Origin of the sequence: Flavobacterium aestivum (genome assembly GCF_026870175.2) — a bacterium.
Taxonomy (GTDB): domain Bacteria; phylum Bacteroidota; class Bacteroidia; order Flavobacteriales; family Flavobacteriaceae; genus Flavobacterium; species Flavobacterium aestivum.
Window position 1 is genome coordinate 4,133,598 of sequence record NZ_CP113977.2, and the last position, 23,362, is coordinate 4,156,959.

The 23,362-nt window shown below is 33.8% G+C and carries 11 protein-coding genes; 10 read left to right on the forward strand and 1 reads right to left on the reverse strand.

Annotated features, from left to right (window positions below; genetic code table 11):
- Positions 1 to 76: 76 nt before the first annotated feature.
- The 8 genes from OZP08_RS17595 (at position 77) to OZP08_RS17630 (ending at position 8,306) form a co-directional block, all read left to right on the forward strand.
- Positions 77 to 277: a hypothetical protein gene (locus OZP08_RS17595; protein ID WP_268847385.1), complete on the forward strand. Its 201-nt coding sequence runs from the start codon at positions 77 to 79 to the stop codon at positions 275 to 277.
- A gap of 427 nt (positions 278 to 704) precedes the next feature.
- On the forward strand, positions 705 to 950 hold the full coding sequence (locus OZP08_RS17600; protein ID WP_268847386.1) for a hypothetical protein: 246 nt from the start codon (positions 705 to 707) through the stop codon (positions 948 to 950).
- A gap of 318 nt (positions 951 to 1,268) precedes the next feature.
- Positions 1,269 to 1,556, forward strand: a complete 288-nt coding sequence (locus OZP08_RS17605; RefSeq protein ID WP_268847387.1) for a hypothetical protein — start codon at positions 1,269 to 1,271, stop codon at positions 1,554 to 1,556.
- Entirely contained in the window at positions 1,553 to 2,005 is a 453-nt protein-coding gene (locus OZP08_RS17610) for a CHAP domain-containing protein (protein ID WP_281322469.1), read from the forward strand. The genes OZP08_RS17605 and OZP08_RS17610 overlap by 4 nt, the downstream gene beginning before the upstream one ends.
- A 15-nt stretch (positions 2,006 to 2,020) precedes the next feature.
- A complete protein-coding gene (locus tag OZP08_RS17615) occupies positions 2,021 to 2,512 on the forward strand; it encodes a hypothetical protein (protein ID WP_268847389.1) in 492 nt (163 codons plus the stop codon).
- Positions 2,513 to 2,553: 41 nt separating this feature from the next.
- Entirely contained in the window at positions 2,554 to 4,722 is a 2,169-nt protein-coding gene (locus OZP08_RS17620) for a hypothetical protein (protein ID WP_281322470.1), read from the forward strand.
- A gap of 2 nt (positions 4,723 to 4,724) precedes the next feature.
- Entirely contained in the window at positions 4,725 to 7,676 is a 2,952-nt protein-coding gene (locus OZP08_RS17625) for a hypothetical protein (protein WP_281322471.1), read from the forward strand.
- A 3-nt stretch (positions 7,677 to 7,679) separates the two neighbouring features.
- Positions 7,680 to 8,306: a hypothetical protein gene (locus OZP08_RS17630; RefSeq protein ID WP_281322472.1), complete on the forward strand. Its 627-nt coding sequence runs from the start codon at positions 7,680 to 7,682 to the stop codon at positions 8,304 to 8,306.
- Positions 8,307 to 8,600: 294 nt separating this feature from the next.
- Here the strand turns inward: OZP08_RS17630 and OZP08_RS17635 are convergent, their stop codons facing one another.
- Positions 8,601 to 9,524, reverse strand: coding sequence for a leucine-rich repeat domain-containing protein (locus OZP08_RS17635; protein WP_281322473.1), 924 nt, complete (start codon positions 9,522 to 9,524; stop codon positions 8,601 to 8,603).
- A 638-nt stretch (positions 9,525 to 10,162) separates the two neighbouring features.
- On the opposite strand from OZP08_RS17635, the gene OZP08_RS17640 reads away from it, so the two are divergent.
- Positions 10,163 to 17,644 (forward strand): hypothetical protein, encoded by a 7,482-nt coding sequence (locus tag OZP08_RS17640; protein ID WP_281322474.1) that lies wholly within the window; start codon positions 10,163 to 10,165, stop codon positions 17,642 to 17,644.
- Positions 17,645 to 17,649: 5 nt separating this feature from the next.
- Positions 17,650 to 23,319: a hypothetical protein gene (locus OZP08_RS17645; protein ID WP_281322475.1), complete on the forward strand. Its 5,670-nt coding sequence runs from the start codon at positions 17,650 to 17,652 to the stop codon at positions 23,317 to 23,319.
- Positions 23,320 to 23,362 lie beyond the last annotated feature (43 nt).

Consider the following 23,362-nt stretch of genomic DNA (forward strand, 5'->3'; position numbering starts at 1 on the left):
ACCAACATAAAACCCATACTGATATTTAGGGAATGGATTTACTTCAAAATAAAAATAATTTTTAAACAACATCTAAATGAGCGTAAAAATAAAGCCGATCGCTGATCATGAAAGTTATAAAGTAAATAATCATACGATTTTTAAAGATGGACTCGGGAACTGGAACTGTAGCAATGATTTATCAAACAAAGAGCGTCTGGCTTTTAATCAATACGAAAGTATTGTAATCAAAAACCCCCGGTTTAAAAAACATACAACAGCCACTTATAAAGGCTAAAATGCTCCTCATACTTGTAAGCTAAAAACAGATTGACAAGTAAAAAAAGGGTTCCTGTTTCTTCTTCTTTCTGAAGAGAACCAGGAACCGGAAAACGGGCCTATTCAGCCCAATAACAAACAGCCAAAACACATTCTCTCTATTGGAATCCAAACCTTTTTAGGTTTAGGAAACAGGATTGTCATGCGGAGTTTGCTGACCTAAATTGTTAAAAAGAAATCTTTAACAAATACACCCTCAGAACGAGGTAAATACAAAATGGTATTAGAGAAGTATAAAACCATTCATTAAAAAAATGATCAAATGGTTTTGGCTGTATAAAATATCATGTCATCATATTATTATTCAAATAATTAGCAACTCTTCTTAAACTTCGTTCTTCTTAAAATCTTTCTTCTTTTTCTATCATTCATAACATTCTATCCTCATGCCTATATCAACAAACAGAAGCCTCGGAATTCAAAAAAACAAACTACTTCGTTATAAACTCATTAAAGAACTGTATCAAAAACACAAAACAGAAGATATTCCCACTACAGTGGTATGGCGTAAATATGTCTATCCTGTTTATCCCATATCACGGACTACTTTGTATGAAATTCTTTGTACACCCATCACTTCAGAATTAAAAAAAATAGAAGAACTTTTGGATAATCAGCAAAAGGCTTCTTAATCAATTCTAAAAGAAAAATATATTCTTTTTAAACCATCAAAACATCCTTTTTGTGATGCAAAGATGAGGCATTTACTGCTTCAAAAACGAGCTTTGTTCACTTTCCGTACAACTCTGTAAAGCCCTAGAATACAAATGTTCAAGCACCTTGCATTCGTTTTTTTTAGGGCTTTTTTCGCCTAATCTTTGCAATCTCAAAAAGAAACAACCGTACAATAAAACCGGTAAAAAATCCGGTAAAGCTTCCCCTCAAAAAACACAATCAGGTTGTTTCCCAAAAACATTTTTAATCTAATACTCAATTTTTACCAACATTCAATGGAGCAGTTTTTATACCCCACTCTAACCGCATTCTTTGCCGCTTTTATTACCTGGCTTTTTTCAATAAGAAAATCATTAGCCGAAGATCGGGCAGCCGAACTTGACAACGCTGTCAGTGCCGTAAAATATTATCGTGATTTACTCGACGACATTACCGCCCGGCTCACTGCAGCAACCGAAACAATCAAAAAAATGGAAACACAACATCGGGAACTCATGCTAATCAATCAGCAATTAGTAGATGAATTACAAAAATTTAAACAACTAAACGGAAAACAAATATGACACTTGCCCAAAAAACCCTTGAAATTGCCATTGCTCAGATTGGCGTGGAAGAAATTCCAAAAAACAGCAACTCTGGTCCCGAAGTCGAAATTTATTTAAGAAGTGTAGGCCTTACCAAAGGATATTCATGGTGCATGGCTTTTGTTTATTGGTGTACCCAAAAAGCAGCCCTTCAAATAGCAGTCAAAAATCCTTTAAAGAAAACTGGTGGCGTACTGGACCAATATAATTCAAGACCTCTTTTAGTCAAAACTATACCTCAGTCAGGAGACATTTTTATACTCGATTTAGGAAAAGGTTTAGGTCACACCGGAATAATCGAAAAAGTAGTAGGGAACACGCTTTATACCATTGAAGGAAATACCAATGATAACGGAAGTCGCGAAGGTTATAAAGTATGTAGACGTAAAAGAGACATAAAAACCATTAAAGGATTTTTAGGACTATAAAATCAAATATACCATATGAACAAAAATTTAAACCGAATTGTTTTTTTGTTTTTTTCTATCTCAGTACTGGTTTCGTGTAGTAGTCCGAAACCGGCTCTAAGCGAAGACAAAACAAAAACCATCACCATCACAGAAACCGTACACGATACCATTTTTAGAATTGAAAAAGACAGCAGCTCCTACATGGCATTATTAGAATGCCAAAACGGAAAAGTCGTACTGAAAAATGTTACTCAAGCCGAACCAGGGCGTAAATTAAAAAGCCCAAGGGTTCGGGTTGAGAACAACAAACTTAGTGTGGACTGCGAAATAAATAAACAAGAACTCTATGCTTTTTGGAAGTCTAAGCAAGTAAAAGAGGTTCAACTCCAAACCATTAGAATTACAAAATACATTAACCAACTAACCTTTTGGCAAAAACTGCAAATCTGGTTAGGGAGAATCTTCCTTATCGTACTGGTCTATTTTATAATACGATTGGTATATAAATTCTATAGACCGATTTAAAGACAAGAACACAATTTTCAAACAATTTCATACTAATACATATGTCTATACAGTCTCATTTTTTCATAGAGTCAGGAGGCTTTCCTCAACAAACCGAAGCACAATCATTTGGACCCGTTACTAATGATGAATTTAGATTGACTTCAAAGTTTACTTTAGCTAGTCCCAAAAAAGCCTTTTCTATATGCAAAGGTGTGGTTTTATTACAACCGCAAACGGGTGATCCTACCAAAGTAAACCTCATCCTTCGTCCCTACAAACAACCTTTTCCGGGATTGAATGTAAAATATTTTATCTATAGAGGTTTAGAAAAAAGTGATTTTTTCACAGCAGATTCGGTTCCTAAAATCATCGAACAAACGGCATCAACATCTGATTTTATCAATAAGATCAATATTGATTTTCATGCTTTTCATGACAATCGCAAAGATGCGCAAAACAATCCTATACCAGTGCCCGCTTTTACAGCTAAGTACATCGGTTATGACCCTGAGGTTCTGAATTCTACACTACTATCGAGTTTGTTTTTTAAAGAATCTGAATTTGTTACTGCTGGAAATACTTTCGACGAAAAAGACGATTTCGAATTGCCGCTAATTGATATGGGAAAATCATTGGGGAATTTTGCCACTGGCGAATGTGGTATTGATGTAGTACTTAACTACGGCGACTACAAACACAATTTTGACAACAGCGAATTTGTTTTTGATTTAGGGTATGCCCGCCAAGCAGAAGCGAAGATTGTTCTTAGTGGTGATGCATTACAACAAAAACTACTACGTGAACAAAGTACGCAGTTCATTGATATTGCCGCTTTTTATGGTTTATACACCTCAGAAGGTAAAGTAACTGCGGACGTTGCAGGCACTAAAACGGATAAAAAAGGAATAGCCATATACAATGAGGTCATTAACAAATTTGCAACAAAAAATAATTGGTATATCTACTTACAAGGAGATCGTACCCGCAGTTATGACTTTTATGGTGATTATAAAATAACCAAAGGAACAGGAACCAATAATATTAAAACAGGACTTCTTGAAGATCCTGGCACCCATTTGGCCACTATGACTGAAGCCAAATACGGCACAAATGGCTGGCCACTCATTATCAACACCCAACAACAGGCCAGTACCGCCACAACTAATAACCTCTATTTACAATTGGTTACCGACAATAACAATAATACTATGATGTACGGGCAAATCGCAAACCTGGTAAACGCGCAAAAAGATAACTTCATAAATGCCGATGGTTTGCGTTCAGCGCCCGATTCAGAAGGCAATTACAGCCGTCTGACCACAACAGTGCAGCTTAAAACTCCCGCAGCTGATGGTAAAAACATAGCAAATCTTAGTTTAATACTCTATCAAGGGGTAACTTATGAATATGAAGCTGGAACAACACAAGATGCTAACGGAAATCCTGTAGTCTTAAATGGGCAATCCAATTTTTTTGACGATGTGTTTAGCTTGATAAATGCCGAACCCTTACTCAAATTGAATGGTATTAGCGAATTTTCTAAAATGACTTCTGAAAAGCTCAATCTCATAAATCAGTATTATGACAAGAAGCAGCAAGGAATCACAGTAGTGCAAACCCTCACAGTCAATGATGTGATAGAAACTGGAATCGAGGCTACACCAACTGTAGCCCGTGTAACCTATCTTACTGAAGCTGGTGATGTTATGAACAATGCGGTATCAGCTACCGGAAGCACCACGCCTGATACCAAAACCAGCGCCTCAGCAAGCGGTACCGTAACCAAAAGCAAAACCTATGAGCTACCAGATCCGTACTACTATAGTCTACAACTATTTACAGACAGTACACAAACCATTACTGGACTGGAACTCAAAACAGTTGATGGCAGCACACCCAACAAAATTATTCTGGGCTTGACCAAAGCCGAAAACGACATCATCAAAGCATTGATTACTCCAGATTTAAAAAACCCACGTCTCTTTTTGATTGACTTGTTCGAAGATGGCAACGAATTGGTTTCTCCCGAAAACATAAAATACCAAAAATACAAAGTGGGAATCGTGGCCGAAAACTCAGAAGGAAAACTAAAACTTTCTACAACCGATGTGATAGTGTATTCCCTAGATAGGAAATATCATTTTAGCAAGGGGTATAGTGAGCATGTGCCATTAATTTCATACGGAATTCAAGGTGATAATTTAATTAATGAACTAATTATTATATAATTATGGAAGATTACGCAGTTGTTTTAGCCAATGATTTGGTAGTAAAAGCTTCGAATTTTGGAAGCATTCTTAATTTAAAATTTAATCGGCAAGGTAAAGTAGTTTCCTTTTTATATGAAAATCAAACATATATCGCGCTTTTTGATTTCAAATCAAATGAATTCTTAGACTATGTTGAAGAAAGTTATTTTGACAAACTAAAAGCAAAAGAAGTTTATAAAGAGGGAAATAAATATGATGGAGTTGATAAAAAATTATGGGAGAATTTTGTATTTAAGAAATTTAATAATTTAACACCTGCTAAATTTAACGATACAATCTTTGGTTTACTTAGAGATTCATCTGGATTGTGTTATAATTATTATACTTGGATTTACACAAACCCTTACAAAGTTCCTACAAATCCACAACCAGCGCCTAATTCTTTTCCTGAAGGTAGGGCATGTGATACATTTGCTAATGGCACACATGCAAAAGACTTTTTTGATGCATACAAGAATCAAACCTTTTACGATACTAGTCAAAATGACATAAGACTTGTAGGGGAAATTGCATCCTTATTAAAAAAAGCAGGTGAGAAAACAGCAGAAGCTTTTCAGAATTTTACTTTATCAGGTGTAAATACTAGTGTTTTTACTTTTCATACATCTCAAAATGGCTATTCAAGAACAGAGTTTTTGGAATATAAAAAAGGGCTTGAATTATGGCTAAAGATGTTAAAAAAATATCAATCTGAGATTGGTAAATTAGGTCATGAAGAGCAATTATTTATTTATATTGATGTTATGTATCGACATAACATGCTTACATTATTGACTCCTCAACAAAGAATTAATATTTTAAAAATTTTAGTTGAAAAAAGACTCTTACTGAATTGGTATTGGGAGAATTTCTCTATTGGTTTTATTCATAAAGAAGATTTGGCAATCAATATATTAAAATCAGTCACAAATGCAGATGATACTGATTTGTTTTTGAAATTGCTTGTTTCTACCAATGTCATAAAATCAGAATACAAGGATAATCAAGGTACAACATATAAAACTACCAATACAACACTCTACAAGTTATTATTTTATAGAATGGATGATTATGGAGGAAATGATAATTTCACGACCTTTGCGCAGGAATTACAGAGGATTGTTTTGTTGAAAAACGGTATTATCAAGGCAAATACACCTCCTTTATATACAAAAGAAGAATTAACAGCAATTGCGAAAGCCCAATTTATCTGGAGAGAAAAACAACCTGAAAATGGACCAAAAGTAGAAAGAGTAAAATACGAAATTGTAAGCAATACAGATCAAAAAATAAAATTTAAAGAAACGATTTGGCTTACAACTAAACTAGAACCTTATTATAACACAAATTCTATAGGAGTAGATGTTATTGCTGGATATACAGAAGTTCCTGTAACAAAAGAACCACGGATATTTGAGTTAGATCATTTTGATTTAGTTTCAATACATTTTTACAATAATCCTTCTTTTATTGATCTCACTGCCGATCCAACTTATAAAGGTCTAAATTTTTTCACATTTGCAGGATTTGTTGACTATATATTAGAAAAAGAAAGAACTAAAGTAGCAGAAAATGTATTTAATGCAACTCTATATGCCATTTCATTGACTATAGGTTTGGGAGAATTAATTGCAGCTGTAAGAACTATAAATGCAGCAAGAGCAATTTTAGGAGTAGGTATGATAACTAGTGATACTGCTGCCTATTTAGTTGGAGAAACAGATTTTCATAATTATCTTGTTGTAACCTATGGACAAGCTAGAGCAACTGAAATATTAGGTAATATGGCAATTCTTTCTACAATTGCTTCATTAGGCACAAATACTATTGCAGGTTCAGGAATTTTGAAAGCATATTCTAGAGAGGAAGCTCTAAAATTAGTAGGTACTGGTGAAGCAATATTGAAAGATTCTAATGCCCTTTCAAAATTGGGAGCTACTCCTGCTTTACGTTTAGAGGCTAGATTAGCACTAGAAGAAGCAATTATAAAAATAAAAAAGGAATTATATTCTATAAGAAATGTACCTGAAGCTGTAGATGTTATTAAAAAGGTAAAAGCGGATGTATTATTTTTTAAATTTCCAGGTTTAAAAAATGCTCTTGATGAATTATCTGAATTTGAAAGATTGGCTTTTAGAACAAAGTTTCTTAACTTATCGGAAAGAGAAGCTAATGCTTTACAATCTCACTGGATTGGTTCTACGTTTGCTACAAAACAAGAAATTATACAAAAATCAGAGATTTGGATAAAAAACATTAAATTGCAACAGTATCTAAAAGATGGTCGTTATGATCTAATTTCAATTTTATATGATAAACCCATTACTGAAGGATATTTACATAATGGTGTTAGATATGCTATGACTACTGCCGATGCAACAGCAGAAACACTAAAAGAATTAAATAAAGCAATAATAATTGCAAACAGAACCGATGATGTAGTAATAATAGCCAACAATTGCGGATACCCTGAACATATAATTCAAAGAGTTAAGAATCATCTATTTAAAAACGAATATTTTATACTTAAAGATGATGGAACTTTTAGTTTGGGTAGATTACAACGATTTGAGACTAATGGAGATACATTCGGTGATAGTGATCTTTGGAATCATTTTATAAATACTCCTTTTACAGAAATTACAAATGTAAGAAAAGCAGAATTCAAATGGTTAATAGCACATGAATATATAGAAGCTGGTCTTATGGAAAAACACATGCCTTTAAGAAGTTTTATTAATGGAGATAATTATTTCAGTTATGATGTAGGAGCTCATTACCTTAGTGTTAATAAAACAGGATTAATGTTTGAATTTGCACCGTATACAACTTTAGGAAGATTGCAAGTTAATATCCCTCCTTTACCAACTCAAAATTTAGATAATTTGGATGATATTTTAAATCAGTTAATAACTTTTTATAAACTAGAATAAAAAATGGAAAATTTTCAAGAGAAACTCAAAGAGTTTAAAAATCAAATAAAAGGAAGAAAAATAGACTCAGATACTGCTGGAATATTATTGTTTAAAGATTTTTTATCAAAAATGAGTGAATGGAATCATGAGGCTAGTTTTACTGAAGATTGGATAAGTAAAATTAGTAGACAACATGATTTATTAAATATTGTTGGAATAGTAGCTCCAGATTTGTTGAAAAATGTAATTTCATTAAATGAATTTAGAAATAATGATCCTCAATATGGTGATACATTCAATTTATCAAGTGCAAGAGGTCTTGATGCAGGTTTAATCTATGCACTATTTTGTTGGGATTCATTTAAAGACAATCCAGTATTTGATAAATATAAAAATTTACCTGATCCCTATGATTCCATAAAAGCATTATATATTACGGGGCATTACGTTGATAGATCAGAACCAACTAAAATTACAATTGATTCAAAATGTATAGTTAGAACACAAACTGATTTTAGGTTACCATCACTAGATTATGATTTTCTAGATTATATTGATGAAGTATGTGAAAGAAGAGGTAGCGATGGTATTCCGAATCAAGAAAAAACGAATCAATTGTGGGAAGAGTTTCAAAAACAAAAAAAATAATTATTTTTTGTATTCCCCATTAGTTCGAATGTCCTGCATAAGAATATAACTTATTTACCCGATCGCTCGGATATGTAAAAAGTCACTCATGTACGATAGCGGGGATTTGCACCCGAGCGAAGCGAATTGACGAAGTAATCCGTGCTCCGAGCGATCTGGTCATTATTAAAAATGAAATGAACCAACTCGAAATAGATTGCAAGAGTTATCAATTTTTAAAAAAGGGAAAAAAATAGTAGTCACTCTTATTTTAACAGTGTTTTGAAGTAATTTAGATTTAGAAGAGTTATGGAATTATGGGCAGGTAAATTTAGGTATTCTCAATAAATCACCTCCCCTGTCGCTAAAATCCTTTATACTGGGGTGGCAACATTTGATAGAAGGATCTATAGAAAGAAATACCAAACTTTTGTTTTTGCTTATATCAATACAAATGAGGTTGTTATTGTCGCAAAAAAGACCTGTTAAACTCTCATTTTTGCTTACATCAAGGGCAACGAGTTGGTTGTCATTACATTCAAGTTTCGTCAAATTTATATTATCATTTACATCAAGACTTGTGAGTTGATTGTTGCTGCAATGAATTGTTCTCAAAACATTATTTTTCCCTAAATTAAGGGTAATGAGTTTATTCTTCTGACAATTAAGCCATGTCAAATTTGTATTCTTACTTATATTAAGCCTAGAGAGTTTGTTATTGTAACATTCAAGTCTTGCTAAATTTATATTCTTGCTTATATCAAGGTTAGTAAGTTGGTTGTAGCCGCAATTAAGACCTATTAAACTTATGTTTTTACTTACATCAAGGGTAGTGAGTTGATTGTCCCGACAATCAAGTTCTCTCAAAGAAGTAAAATATTCTATACCGGATAAGGAAGCAATGCTTTTATTTCTAATAATCATTTCATCACGAGAAACAACAGAAGGATGATTTGAAATGAATTTATTATCGAGAGTAAAAGCCTTTGGCACTATTGTTTTTAAATATGTCCTAAAGTTTGCATCTGGTATTTCACTATAAACAGGGGGAGTATTGTTCTTTTTTAAAGAACTATCAACAAAAGGAATATTATTTTTTTTTAAGGAATTATCAACGGGAGGAATATTGTTCTCTTTAAAACAACTATAACTTATATGACTTACTACTAATACTGCAAAAACAATAATGAATCTTATTATAAGCCGATTTTTTTTTATGGATAAAGTTTTGTTTTGCATTATTTATTTAGGAATAAGGTTTTAGAAAATTAGACTTTTTTTATGATTTAGAATATTTATTACTAAAAATCAAAAGAGTATAACATTATGTAAGATTATAAATTAAATTATTTTTTGCCAAAAATTTCTCTAAATATTTTCAAAAGAAGATTCTTTGAGCTGTTCTAAAAACTACAATTTCAGTAAAAAATACTGATCCAAACGATCATAAAAATTGTCATACTCAAGGCAGAAATCATGATCTAACAAACTCGAAAAAATTACATTCTACACACCCAAACGGAAACTTAAAGCCATAGGTTCCCCTACCCTTTCATTGGCTTTTTTTTAGCCATATTTAAAAACATTATCCATTTGCTTTACAACTCTGTAAAGCCCCAGAACAGCCATGTTAAACCTCTAAGCATACGTTTCTTAAAGCTCAAAATTAGGCTCATCTTTACACTGTCAAAAGGAATAAACACTGGTAAAAACCAAAAAACAAACCTTTTTAAAGTATTGTGAAGCTTAAATAAATTATCACAGTTCTTATAAATAATCTAACCCAAAAAAAATGCCCTTGATTGCGCAGATTGGTTTGATAGAACTACAATTTATCATTCAAAATACGAACAAAATTAAAGTCAAAAAAATAGAATATGCCAACTAACCCAATTCCAGCGATTCCAATTCCTACAGCTAGATATTACCCGCGATTATCCGAGGTAGTAACTGTAGATGATTTACCAGAGTTTTTGTCTTTTGTACAAAATGGCTTAAATGCCATTTTTGATAAGATACATTATAAAAACTTACAATATTCTAAGGGGTATCGTGGCGACTCAGCCTTTTATAGTCTTGATATCGTAACAAGCGAAAAACTGGCTATACCTATCCCCTTTGGCTTATCGTTTGTACTTAATCCAGACTTAACCGGTAATGATTCTAAGATATCATCGTTTCCTATCACACTCGAGTATCAGTGGGAGATTTTAGCGTTTCTAAAAACGTTTAACTCCTCTAGTTTTTCGTTTTCACCAGAAGATTTTTATTCGGTAGGATTACAAGTTTTTCACATCAGCCAAGAACAGGTGGTTGCCCACATGCTCAATATTTTTGTTGAGCCTGCAGATACAATAACAAAATACGAGCAAGTTTTAAAAGATATCAATGAGCTGTATGCTATTACACAAACCCCAGAATATGACGAATTAAAATTCCCTCCAGGTGTAGAACAATCTATAGCGAATCTTATTACAATTATAAGTAGTCACCCGAAAATCACAAAATCGATTCCGTTGGTTTTGTTTGCAGCTTATATTTTAAAATCAGATTTGGATGTAACTAAACAAAGATTACAGGAGTTTTATAATATCATCGTTCCAGATGGTATAGAAGCTCACATCAAAAGAATTATTACCCCAAAAGCCAAAGCTACACTAGCCTTGAGCGCCGGTATTGAGTTTCCTCAAACTATTTTAAGACCTGTTAACGAAAATGGTTCTGCTTACAGTGATCCAAATGCAAAATCAATATTTGCATTCGCTCAAGCACAACTGTATGCTGATACTGAAGCCGGAATAGGTTACCAATTAGAAATGGGAGGTTCCTTAATGCCTTCTAAATATGCCATGATTGGTAAATCCGGATTAATTCTGGAGTTAGATACTTTAAAACTCGATTTAAGTAAGAAAACCAATATTCCGGAAGCCGATGCCGATGGCAGACCTAATGACTTTGTTGGAGTATATGCCCGTGCGGTATCGGTAACCTTACCTTCAAAATGGTTTCATGATGATACAGAATCAACAGGAAATACTACATCAACATTAAAAATTGGTGCTTCAGATTTATTAGTTGGTACTGGAGGTTTATCTGGAAATATTTATCTGGAAACGGTTCCTGTGGTTACAGGTGGGGCTTTTAGCTATTTTAATGACAAGTTCGATTTCATTTATCCGATTACCATGTTCGAAACTGGAGAAAATGATAAGGTTGTTAAAGAAAAGAAAATTGCTGATTACACAGCTTTAATTAGTTATTTAGAGGAATTAAACGCTACAAAATTACCATACCCTTTTAAGTACCCGCTAACATTAAAAACAAGTGCTACATTAACATCTACAGTAGTAAGTCCTTCAACTATTTATACTTTTAATACTGCTCAGGAATACCAAACCTTTTTATCAAAACTTATTGAAAATACACTTTGGAAAACCATAGGTTCATCTAATAAAGGCTTTAAAGTAGGTTTCAACAAATTTGATATTACCTTCAAGCAAAACAAAGTTATTGGTTCTAATATAAAAGGATCATTAATCATAAATAAGTTCAAGGCAGCTGATAACGGACCATTCAGAGCAAACATTGAAGGCCATTTATATGATAATGGCGATTTTAACCTTACTGCTTCATTTCCTAAAGAAAATGAGCCTAAAAAAGCCACATTATTCAACTTTGTAGACTTTAAATTTAATAGTTTAGAACTAGGTAAAGAACAGGATGATTATTACATCGGAACATCGTGTGAGGTTTCGTTTCCGAACGCTGTCATGAGCAAATTCATGGGGAATCAAAAAATCATTCTCGAAAAATTACGTATTTACAGCGATGGAAACATCGAACTTGAAGGAGGTTCCGTTCCATTACCTATAAATCTTTCTTTAAATCTTGGACCCGTAAAAATGGGAGTGTCCAACATCAATTTTGGTGCCACTCAAATCACTAAAGATGGCGTACCACGCAAATACCACTTCTGGGGATTTGATGGAGCTATCAGTGTTAATCCGCTAGGGTTGGATGCACGTGGTGAAGGAGTTAAATATTACTATACCATTGATGATGGCCCTAAGGATTCGTTTTTACATATTCAAACGATCGAAATAGATTTAATTATTCCTGCTCCACCAAAGCCTGAAATTGCATCAGGAGGAACGAACGGTAACACAACAAAAAAAGAAACTGAGAAAACATTAGCTATTATTCACGGTATGCTATCGCTACCTCAACCTGGTGAATCTCAAGAATTTACAGGAGAGGTTTCTTTAAAATTACCAAAAGCTAAAATATCAGGTGGTGTTGGAATGCGCTTTATGCCAAAATACCCTGCCTTTTTAGTCGATGCTCATATCGAATTGCCTACTCCTATTCCGCTTGGTTTTATATCAATTTCGGCTTTTAGAGGTCTGCTAGGATTTAGGTATGTAGCCACCAAAAAAGCTGCTGGATTAACGACTGATAACTCTTGGTATGAGTTTTATAAGCATCCTAAAAAAGGGATCAATATTAAGAAATTTAGTGGTCCGCCAGATTCGATGCAATACAATTCTCCATTCTCTATTGGAGCTGGAGCAACATTCGGAACCACCGCAGATGGCGGACATGTGTTGTCATTGCGAGCGATGTTATTATTGTCACTTCCAACCTTATTTTATATTGAGGCTGGGTTAAACGTTATTGCTGGCCGATTAGGTCTTATTGAAGACGATCCTAGCAATCCTCCGTTTTTTGCTATGGTGGCTTTTGGAGACGACTCTTTGGAATTAGCAGCTGGAGCAGATTTTAGTATCCCTAAAGATAGCGGACAAATCTTTCAATTGCATGCTTTATTAGAGTCTGGATTTTTCTTTAAAAACCAAAAACCTTGGTATGTAAATTTAGGAACCAAAAAAGATCCAATCACTGCAAGGGTATTAAGCTTATTTACTGCCAAATCATTTATCATGCTTTCGGCTCAAGGTATTGAAGCTGGAGCAAGATTAGATTTCAATTTGCAACAAAGCTTTGGACCTGCCAAAGTGCGTTTATGGGCCTATATCGAATTAGGAGGAAAAATTTCATTCAAACGTCCTCAAATGGGTGGTTACATGACCGCAGGCGGAGGAATTCAGATTAAGATTTGGATTGTAAATGTAGAGATTGTTTTAGACACCGTGTTCTCTGTTGAGTCTTTTAAACCCTTTTTAATCTACGCTAAATTAGAATTAAGTGTACGTGTAAAAATTGGCTTTGTTAAAGTACGCAAAAACTTTACAATAGAATTGCAATGGGATATCAATAGAGTTATTGACCGTACTCCATATAGCCCACTCCCTAAAGGAACAGATGGAGATGGAATCGATAACAGAACTTCAGAATCTGTAAAAGGGGTACATATGCTTACCAATCAAGCGTTCTCGCTTAATTATTTTGATACTCTGCCTAGTGCAAGTACTATTACTAAAGTAATTCCTTTGGATACTTATATTGATGTTAAAATGGCTAAAGGAGTATTGCCAAATCCGCAATTATCACAAAAAATTGGTGGCTATACTTCCGGAGCAAATAATTATGTCGATATGATGCCGCCAGTTAGTACAGCAGCGGGTAGAAAACTCCGTCAGGTAAAACACCAGTATTCTATTCAATCCATTGACCTAAAATCCTGGAATGGCAGTTCTTGGGAAGATTATCATCCTTTTGAAGCTGTCGTAAAAGAAGCTGATAGAACCGATGCACTGAAAAAATTACCATGGGCTCAATGGCAAAAAACTATTGATCAATATGATAGCATACGTGTTTTAGCAACCAATCCATTTTCATTTTTAAGTGCTGGTGAACCTGGTTGGCACGTTCCGGAACAATACGGAATTACTCCGTCTAAACTGTTCTGTGTAACCGATAAAATAGAACCAGAATACACTGATTTCCTTAACAAGAATATTGGAAAACGTTTTTATGTCCCTACTCAATATGAAGCAGATAAAATTAACGGACTGTTTTTTAGGCTCATTGGTGAAGGTCAGGTTATTGATTTAACCCAAGCAGAAAGCAAAATAGAACCAGGAGATTTTATGAGTATTACTGGAGAAGGTAATCCTTTTGGCTACAACAGATCATTATCATTTCAAAACTATAATCAGTTAGAAATTATATTCCCAGAATCGGCTATTGAACCAACTTTAAACCTTACCACACATGCGAAAGAAGTAAAAATAAAAGCCTATACGGCTGTAACAAAAGAGAATGAAAAATTTGTTTCTTATGAAGAGGTTTATCTAAAAAAGACTAAAACTGGTACTGTAACTGCAAAAGAGTTGACTTATTCAAAAAATGAATTGTCAAGCGCAATTACTTTATATGATGCTCAAAGTGATGCCATTTTAAAAACTAAAATTGATAAAATTGTAATTACACCTTTAGCAGCCAATTCAGAACGTATCCTTCAAATTAGAAATGAAATAGCTCAATTATTCAATAGCACTTATGGAGCAGCATCAAATGGAGAAGTTGAGATTTCCAATCCAATTGATATGGCAAAATACAACCAACTATTAGCAGAGCTGGCACAATTAAAAACTGCTGCTGGTAACGAAAATAGCAATCCGATTGGCAATCCAAGTGCTTCAACCTTCACTCATTACTATGGATACAAAGGAACAACTGTTTATACATTTGATAGCATTTTTAAATATGATGATACCTATCTTATTTCATTCCATCCTAAACCAAACACTACAGTTCTTGTTCAAATTGACGCTAGTGGGAAGTTGTTAAGAGAGCGTTTGCTAAACGGTTTTGTGACTTCGATGCAAGTGGTAAATGGTAATTTATTACTTACTCAAGGTATAGATGCCAATCAATGCAAAGGAATTGGTGAAGCAATTATAGATTATGATTTTATAGTGGGTTGCCAAAATCCTGCTGCAACAACAGCAATTATTGAGCTTGATCCTGAATTGAACCAAATCTTTGGATTACAGTATCCTGAAACTTATTCTTTAAGGTTTAACAAATTGTTTCCTTTAGCTAATAATGAGTTGCTTTGGATTAATACACTGGCTAATGAAACTCAAATCAATTGGGTTAATAACAGTAATCGTTCTATTGTCCGTCGTGTTAAAATTAACGAAGTGGTAATCAAAGCACTTCAGCATAGTGACACCGAATTTAGCTTGATTACAAAAGATAAAAAGATCATTCTTTTTAATACTAACACAGCAACTGTAACTAATACAAAAGTAGTTTCTGACGCATCTATTGTCGAAATCATTGATGCTGTTATTGCAAATGATAAAATTTTGGTTTCAGTTAAAATGGAAAACGGAAAATTTGGGTTAGCGCAAATTAATGGTACCACTCTCAACATTGTTAAGAATGATACTATTTTCAATTCGGCTGTTTATCTATCAAACCATACATTAAGCAACAATACCCTATTAGCATATAACAAACAATATTTGTTCTTATTTAATGATGCGTTAGAACTCACACGATTGATCGAAAGAAGAAATTCTACAGAAGGAGCTTCTATTATTAATGTTCAAAACGAACCTTCTGCAAATGAAATCCTAATGCTTTCTACTAAGAAGGATGAAAAAGGGGTTTACTTCTCTCTATTTAATGACCAATTTAATAACTGTTCATTGAATCCTGTATCAACAGTTTTCATGACTTCATCTACTTCAACATTAACTAGTGTAACTACAAGTGCTACGGAGCTTAGTATTGCTGCTCCTTTAGAGTATAAAAAAACAATTAAGTATTCAGACTTAATCACAGTCAATGATACTATTTGTTCAAATGGAAACAATCCTGAAGATGATGTAGAATTAGATTATACCACTTATATACAAAGAATAGGTTGGTTAAGCAAAGAGAGTTATGTTCATAATACAACCATACCTAGTGTAAATGCTGTACAGGAAGACAAAGCGGCAATGGTGGCAGCAATCCAAAATACGGTTCAGCCTATTTGGAGACCTAATACAACTTATTGCTTGAATTTTAAACTACAAGATACTGTAGATGATAAAAATGCTGTAACGTATGATTACTACTATGGATTTAAAACATCAGGACCTGTAGGTCACTACCCTATTCCTGATCCAGTAACACCTGTTGGAGAGACACCAACTCCAAAGAATGAACTAACAGATTTAGCAAAATCGCCATTAGCATCATTAAGACAATACCTAGATTACAACCGTTCTTATCCTAATGCAGACGGAAGCTTGCTGCAAGCTAAACCAGCTTATTATGGAAACGAAGAATGCAAAGTCTCGTTGTTTTTTACAAATCCATACATGCATCACATGCTCACAAATTGGGAAGAATATGGAAGCCGAAACGCAATTAAAGGCGCTTTAAATATCACTATTAAAGACCCATTAAATGATGAGATTATTCCGTATCCGCTACCAACAACAGCTACCAAATATCCTAAGGCAGAAGATATAAATGCAAAATGGATTGATGATAATGATCCTAGGATTCCTGTTGGAGTGCAGTTGCTAAACAACTTTATCAATGCAGTAAATAAAGAGAATTCTTTAATGAAATGTCAATTGCAAATTGGAGCTCCTTTAAAACCAAAATCATATGGTTATGAGGTAGTCTTAACGGATTTGAAACCTTCAAAATTGTACACGCTTTTATTGAATAATTATTTTGATGATAACCAAGACGGAATAATCCAAGAAGCTGAAAACGTATTGGTGCATCAGTTTGGATTCCAAACCTCACGTTACAAAAACTTTGATGAACAAGTAAACAGTTTTATCATTAAGGAAAAAGACGAATCAGGGCTTGTAATCAAAACCCGAGAGTCAAAATTTGACATTAAGTTAAACTTAGTTCAGGATCAAATAGATGCCTTATACCATTTGGTTTCTGTCGCAACGGTTGCCAATACATTAAGTGATTCTATTGCCACAAAATACCAACATACATTTGATCGTGCAATAGAAGGTGTCTTAAAATTATCTCCGCTTGATCCTGCTCAGGGTACCGAAATCAATCGCATTATCAATGCCAACGGTGATATCGTTGCGCTTTTAATTCGTAACCCGGAACCGTTTAATATTCCTAAAATGCCATTGGCAGAAATAAAGGACACAATTACAGTGGTTGATGTAACTATTAATGCAGAAAACAAAGAAGTATATGCTAAAAAAGATAATTACAAGGTATTGCATTCTAAGGACTATTCTCAGGTATTGATCATGTCTGATACTAAGAAAATCACCGAAGAAAACTTGAACTTCAAGTTTGAATACAGAAAGTGGAACAATAACGGGGAAATTGTTAATAGCAATGTGCCTTTGACATTACCGGTTGAGAATGGTGTAGTTGTACTAAAAAATATAAATATAAAACAATAATAAAAATGAGTTCTATAAATCTTCAAGAGAGCCAATTCACCGGTTGCGAAACCTATATAGCTATTGTAGTCGATGAATCTGGTTCAATTAATGGAAACGAAGCACAGCAAATACGCAGTGGGTTAACTTCATTTATCAATTCTCAAGCTCAGAGTAAAATAACACTTTCGTTAATCGGTATGTCGAATAATGATGGCAATTTAAGATCTGATCATATTATTCAAAAAAGAATTTCAAGTAATCAATCGGAATTTACAAACTGGATTAATTCATTTGGTTCCAGATCAATCAACCCACAATCAGATTATTGGGCATCGGGTTTAGACGTTGTTAACAATTTAACAGTAATTCCAGACATTATTGTTGTTGTTACCGATGGTTTACAAGCAAGCAATACCAGCATACTAAAAGGTTTATATAGCAATCTAAACCAAAAATCACATGTTTTTGTTTATGGTGTAACAAGTAGTGAATCTACAGCCACAGAATTGGTAACTCCACTTAACTTTTACTTAGGGAAGGAACCTATCCTAAAAACTAACGGTACTTCTATTCTAAATACAGACTATATCAGAGTTCCAGATTTTAGTACTTTGGGTTCGGAGTTAAACCAACTTTCGGCTGATTTAGCCACTGCACAAATAGGTTGTGTTGCCAATGTGAATATTGTTGAAAATAAATTGGTTTACCCTATTTTGAAAAAAGGGATTCCTGTTCATCAAGAAGCCGGTAGCTTAGTGCTAAAAAACAAAAGCCGTGTTGATTTGACATTAACAGCTGGTACAAGAATTCACAATGCCAGTAACTTAGACGGATTGGTTTTTAAACTAAGAGATACTGTTACCATACCTGCCTTATCACAAGTAGAAGTTGTGATTAGAATTGATGGAACGCCTGTGCTTATTGGAAACTATGCTGCACCTATAATTTTAAGAAAAGTTAATAATCTTAACGGATTCAATATCAGTTTTACTGTAACAAAGGAAGTACATATCGTTGGGATTACTCCAGGTAAAACAGCGCTCCAATCTCCTAGTTTACAAATTATAGCTGCGGGTTCAAAAGGAATAGACAGTACAAAAGGGATGCATCTTCGTTGGCTTCTTGCTGGCGAATTAGGCGAAAAGCATCTTCCAAAAGGAAACTTATTTACCGGTGCCAACTTTGGTTTTAACAAAAATGAGGATTATGTAAAAGTCTATAGAGCTCCATATGCAAAAATTAGTACTGCCATAAATTTCAGTAATATTCCTGAATTGGTAGACAATAAGAATGCACTATGGATTTATAAAACGATTAATCCTGAAAGATCGATTTATGTTTATTTTAAAAACAAATTAAAGTATCTATCTGTAAAAGCTACTATTAATCCCAGAACTAATCCATCTGGTTTTATTCAAGCCTACGGAAACAATCTGATTGAAATCGAAAACAAAAATGAATTGTTTTTTGCTGCAGAATTAAACTTTGGTTCAGTAACTACCTCAAGTGCTCTTAGATTAGAAACATTGTCTGTAGCTGAGAATACTATTTTGTCACCAAAAAGAGTGACCACCAGAAAAACCTATGCCTCATCTCAATTAGACGCTGTTCGCTTGGTAGCCGAAAATGGACGAAGTATCCGATTTAAAGCCAGCAATTGTACACTAGGTGAAATCAAATTTGAATTTTATTCCGATTTCATTAAGCATGCAAATGAATCTGAAACCTGGGATTTGAAAGGGAAATATGCACTAAACCAAGATGATACCAAAGTATTTGAGCAATTAGAGCCAAAACTAAATTCAGTTCATGGAAAATGGCTAAAATACAATGATGGTGAGTATGTAAATATTGCCAATTATAAAGATAAATGGAATCGACAGGCACAAGCTGGTGATAGAAATATTAAGCAAGTAGTCGAAAAATATCTTGAATTAAGCAATAATCAATCATTAAATAATCCTACCGCTTTAGAGACCATTAACTTTGGAGATACCATTGTGGGAACTCCAAATACAAGCGAAGTATCAAATTTAGATTTACTAAACATTGCAGCAAATGATTATCATGTTGCTCGTATGTTGGGGTTAGGCTGTATAGATATAGATGACAACATTCTTTCTGGAGATTTTATTTATCTCACAGAGTACACCACTTTTGGGGATTTAAAAGATGGTTTGGGAGCAAGAGAGATACAGCATCTTTCTATGAGTATACCAACTTCTATAGAAAAAGAACGTTTTCCTCTTCCTGTACAATTAAATAAAATTGTACCTGGTTTAAATGTCGATGAAGAAGGAAAGGAACCATTAAAAATTACCAATGCAGAGGGATATAGCTTTGATGGAAAAAAAAGATATGTTAGTTTATTCATGGAAGACATCATGGATTATGGCACTAATACTGCTTTTTTCGATTCTTCATTAGAGTATGACGGAAGTAATTTCACATTCCCAATTTATGTAGGGGTAGATTATAAAATTGGTCAGGAACCCAATTGGAGAAAACCAGAATTAGCTAGAGATTTAGACTATTTTAATGTCAATAAAGACTTGGCAAAATCCTATAATGAACCTGCTCCAATTATTATTCCTGAATCACAAAAATCATTTTTGAATGTTCGTCAAGATGAAATAGGAATTAATGAATATAAGTATCAAGGATATGGTATTAATATCTTTTCAAGAGCAACATCGGGTAGGCAAATAAGTATTGTTTCTAACATAAAACCTACCAATACCCTAATGCCACCAACTGGGATTAACCCGCTCTTGATTACTCCGGAAAGTCCTTTGATGTTTACATCTCAAAGCGAGCAAAATCGCTTAAACACAATTACAACAGAGGACAAAACCTATATCAGAATGCTTTTTGATTATTATTCGGTTCAAGAGTTATTGAATTATACTATTCCAAAGGATATGAGTCTTACGGATGCCTTAGCTCCGCATACTATATATCCTGATAGTGAAGAGATATTTGCGGATTATTTTAAACTCTATTTTAGAGATAGTCTTCCTCAAATAGAATATGCAAAAATTATTAGTATAGAAAGTGATCCAACCAATAGCGTCATATCAACTGTTAAAATCAAAGGATATACCGTTATGAGCACCGGTGAAGTAATCAGTCTGACGATAAATGATGTGAATAAAGATCGATTCATTGGAGGAATTTTAACTATTGGAGATCAAAACTTTGTTGTTACCAAAGTTTATTTTGAAGGAGATGTTGAAAAAGTCGATGTAATGAACAAAGAAGTAGCTTCCAGTATTGTATCTGAAGGAAATGCGACTATCGATTCTGAACAGATAAAAGCGATTAAAATTCCTGAAAACGGATTATGCACTTTGGTTGAGAACATGTTAACGCCTTCAAATTGGCATCAACCAGGACCTATTAATTTTCAAGTTCAATATCCGGCTAATTTAAAATCTGTTCATAGAGAAATCATTCAGCCAAAAGACAGTCAGGGCAATGGTGATTTACAAATAGAAAAAACAAGAGGAATTTGGGAAACAGCAAATATCGAAAGAGTTGAAGAAACAGTGTATGAAACAGATGCAAATGGAGATGAGGTACCATTGCCTGGAACCAAACACTTGGGGCTATATAAACTAACTTTTACTGATTTTAAATTACCTCAACACACTCAATATAAAGGAGAAAACATCGAAAACTCGGTAGAATGGTTTAATGGTATCGTTCGATTGTTTACTAAAAGCTCTGTAGAGTCAGGAAGTACAATACCTGTAAAATCAAGAAAAGAGTTCAAAGTAGTACGAACAGAGAATATAGGGACTACTAATGATTTAGTGTTGTATATCAATGATACGAATTTTAAATTAGGACAAAACGGTAGCACATCGATGGATCCAAATTATGATGAAATTATAGTTGGGAATCAAAAAGTGAATTATTATCCAAGCTATAAAGTATATCTTTTTGCCAATCCTGCGTATGGTTTAACGAAAGCAAATATACTTCCAAGAACGGGAGAAAGCACACACTATTCGATATTTGGAATTAGTGGTCATTCTAATAAATTTGACTACGATTCAAAAATTAGTACGCCAAGCCCGATGTATGCTGTTAGAATCGAAGAGCCAGTTAGACCGGAACAACCAGAAGGAGCTTTGTATGCCACTCGACCTGATTTCTTTAAACGTTCTACTTATACATTTACAACCAAATACAATCATAAACCATATGGTGTATTGCATTACAGAGCCAGTGATGAAGCAATATTAAGTACTTTATACGAAAGAGGAACCATTACTACGATCCGTGAAAAACTAAAACTACTTGGTGGAAATAATGAAACCTATTTCACCAATAGATGGGAAAACTTTTTAGATTTCAATACACTAGAAACACAAGCAAATTATACAGAATTTCCAACAGAAGGTGATCCTTTACTCAAATTTCGTTTGCCCGTACCAGACAATGTACAATTAATCAAATCAATTAATGATTTTATCGATTGGCATAATCAAACACAAAATAAAACGGTAGCAAAAATTAGTTCATTATCGGCACTCAATCAGGTTATAATTTCTACAGCAGATGGAATTGAACAGAATTTATTAGCGATTCACTTTATAGAACAAGCCATTCACTCAGCATTTGTACCACTAACGGAAGTACCAGTTATCTATGATTTTATTAATGATGATCCAACATATGTTCCTATTGCTAAGAAACAAACCATCAAAGATAAAAATGGACATATTTTAAAACCAACCGATCCTGATTTTGATATGGCTCCAATGATGAAAATTGTGGATATCGCAGAAAACAAAGTACAGTTTACTGATTTCAGTTTAGACGGAACCTCGAATAACTTTTATTTCTATGGAGTACGTGAAATGGATATTAAAATGAATTTTGGAGAGTTTAGCCCTTTCAAAGGCCCTATAAAATTAGTATCGTCAAATCCGCCTCAAGCACCAGAAATTAAGCGAATCATGCCAGTCTTAGAGAATCCGGTTTTAGGTATTAAACCAGCTATTCAAATAGAGTTGAATCCTTATCATCCAGAGCATAAGATCAAGAAAATAAGTATATATCGTGCTACTTCAATGCTTAATGCGCAATCGATAAGAACAATGACTCTTGCCAAAGAAGTTGTAATTAGTGAAGACACATTGTCTCCTGATTTCGAAAATATCTGGTCAGTCTATGATGAGTTTGAAGATTTAGAAAGCATTCCTTTTGGAGATGGCCTCTTTTACAGGCTTACTGTTTCACGAGAAATTGAATATGCAGATCCAAGTTCGTCAGAACTGAATCCTATTATCAATATTGATTATACACCGTCACAACCATCAAAAATCACTGCTACAGTTATTGCCGATGCGGTTTCGCCTCAATCACCTGTATTACATGCAACAGGAACTCCTACAGGAGCAAATGAGTCTGTGTTAAAACCAGTAGTTTTCAATTGGGAGAAAACAGTTCACAATGGAAAATACCATCTCTATAAGATGAACAATCAAGGAAATTGGGATAAAATCCATGAGACTGTCTCCAACGGAAATGCTATCGTTCAGCCTTTACTAGAAACTAAATTAGGAAGTGATGAATTGATTATTAAGACTGTTGATGCCGAAAGAATCTACCATCATTTCAAAGTAATCTCTGTGAACTCTTCAGGTATGTACAGCAGTGAAGAAAAAATTATAACCCTATAAATCTAAAAAAATGCCAATGACTAAACTCATTGGCATTTAAAAC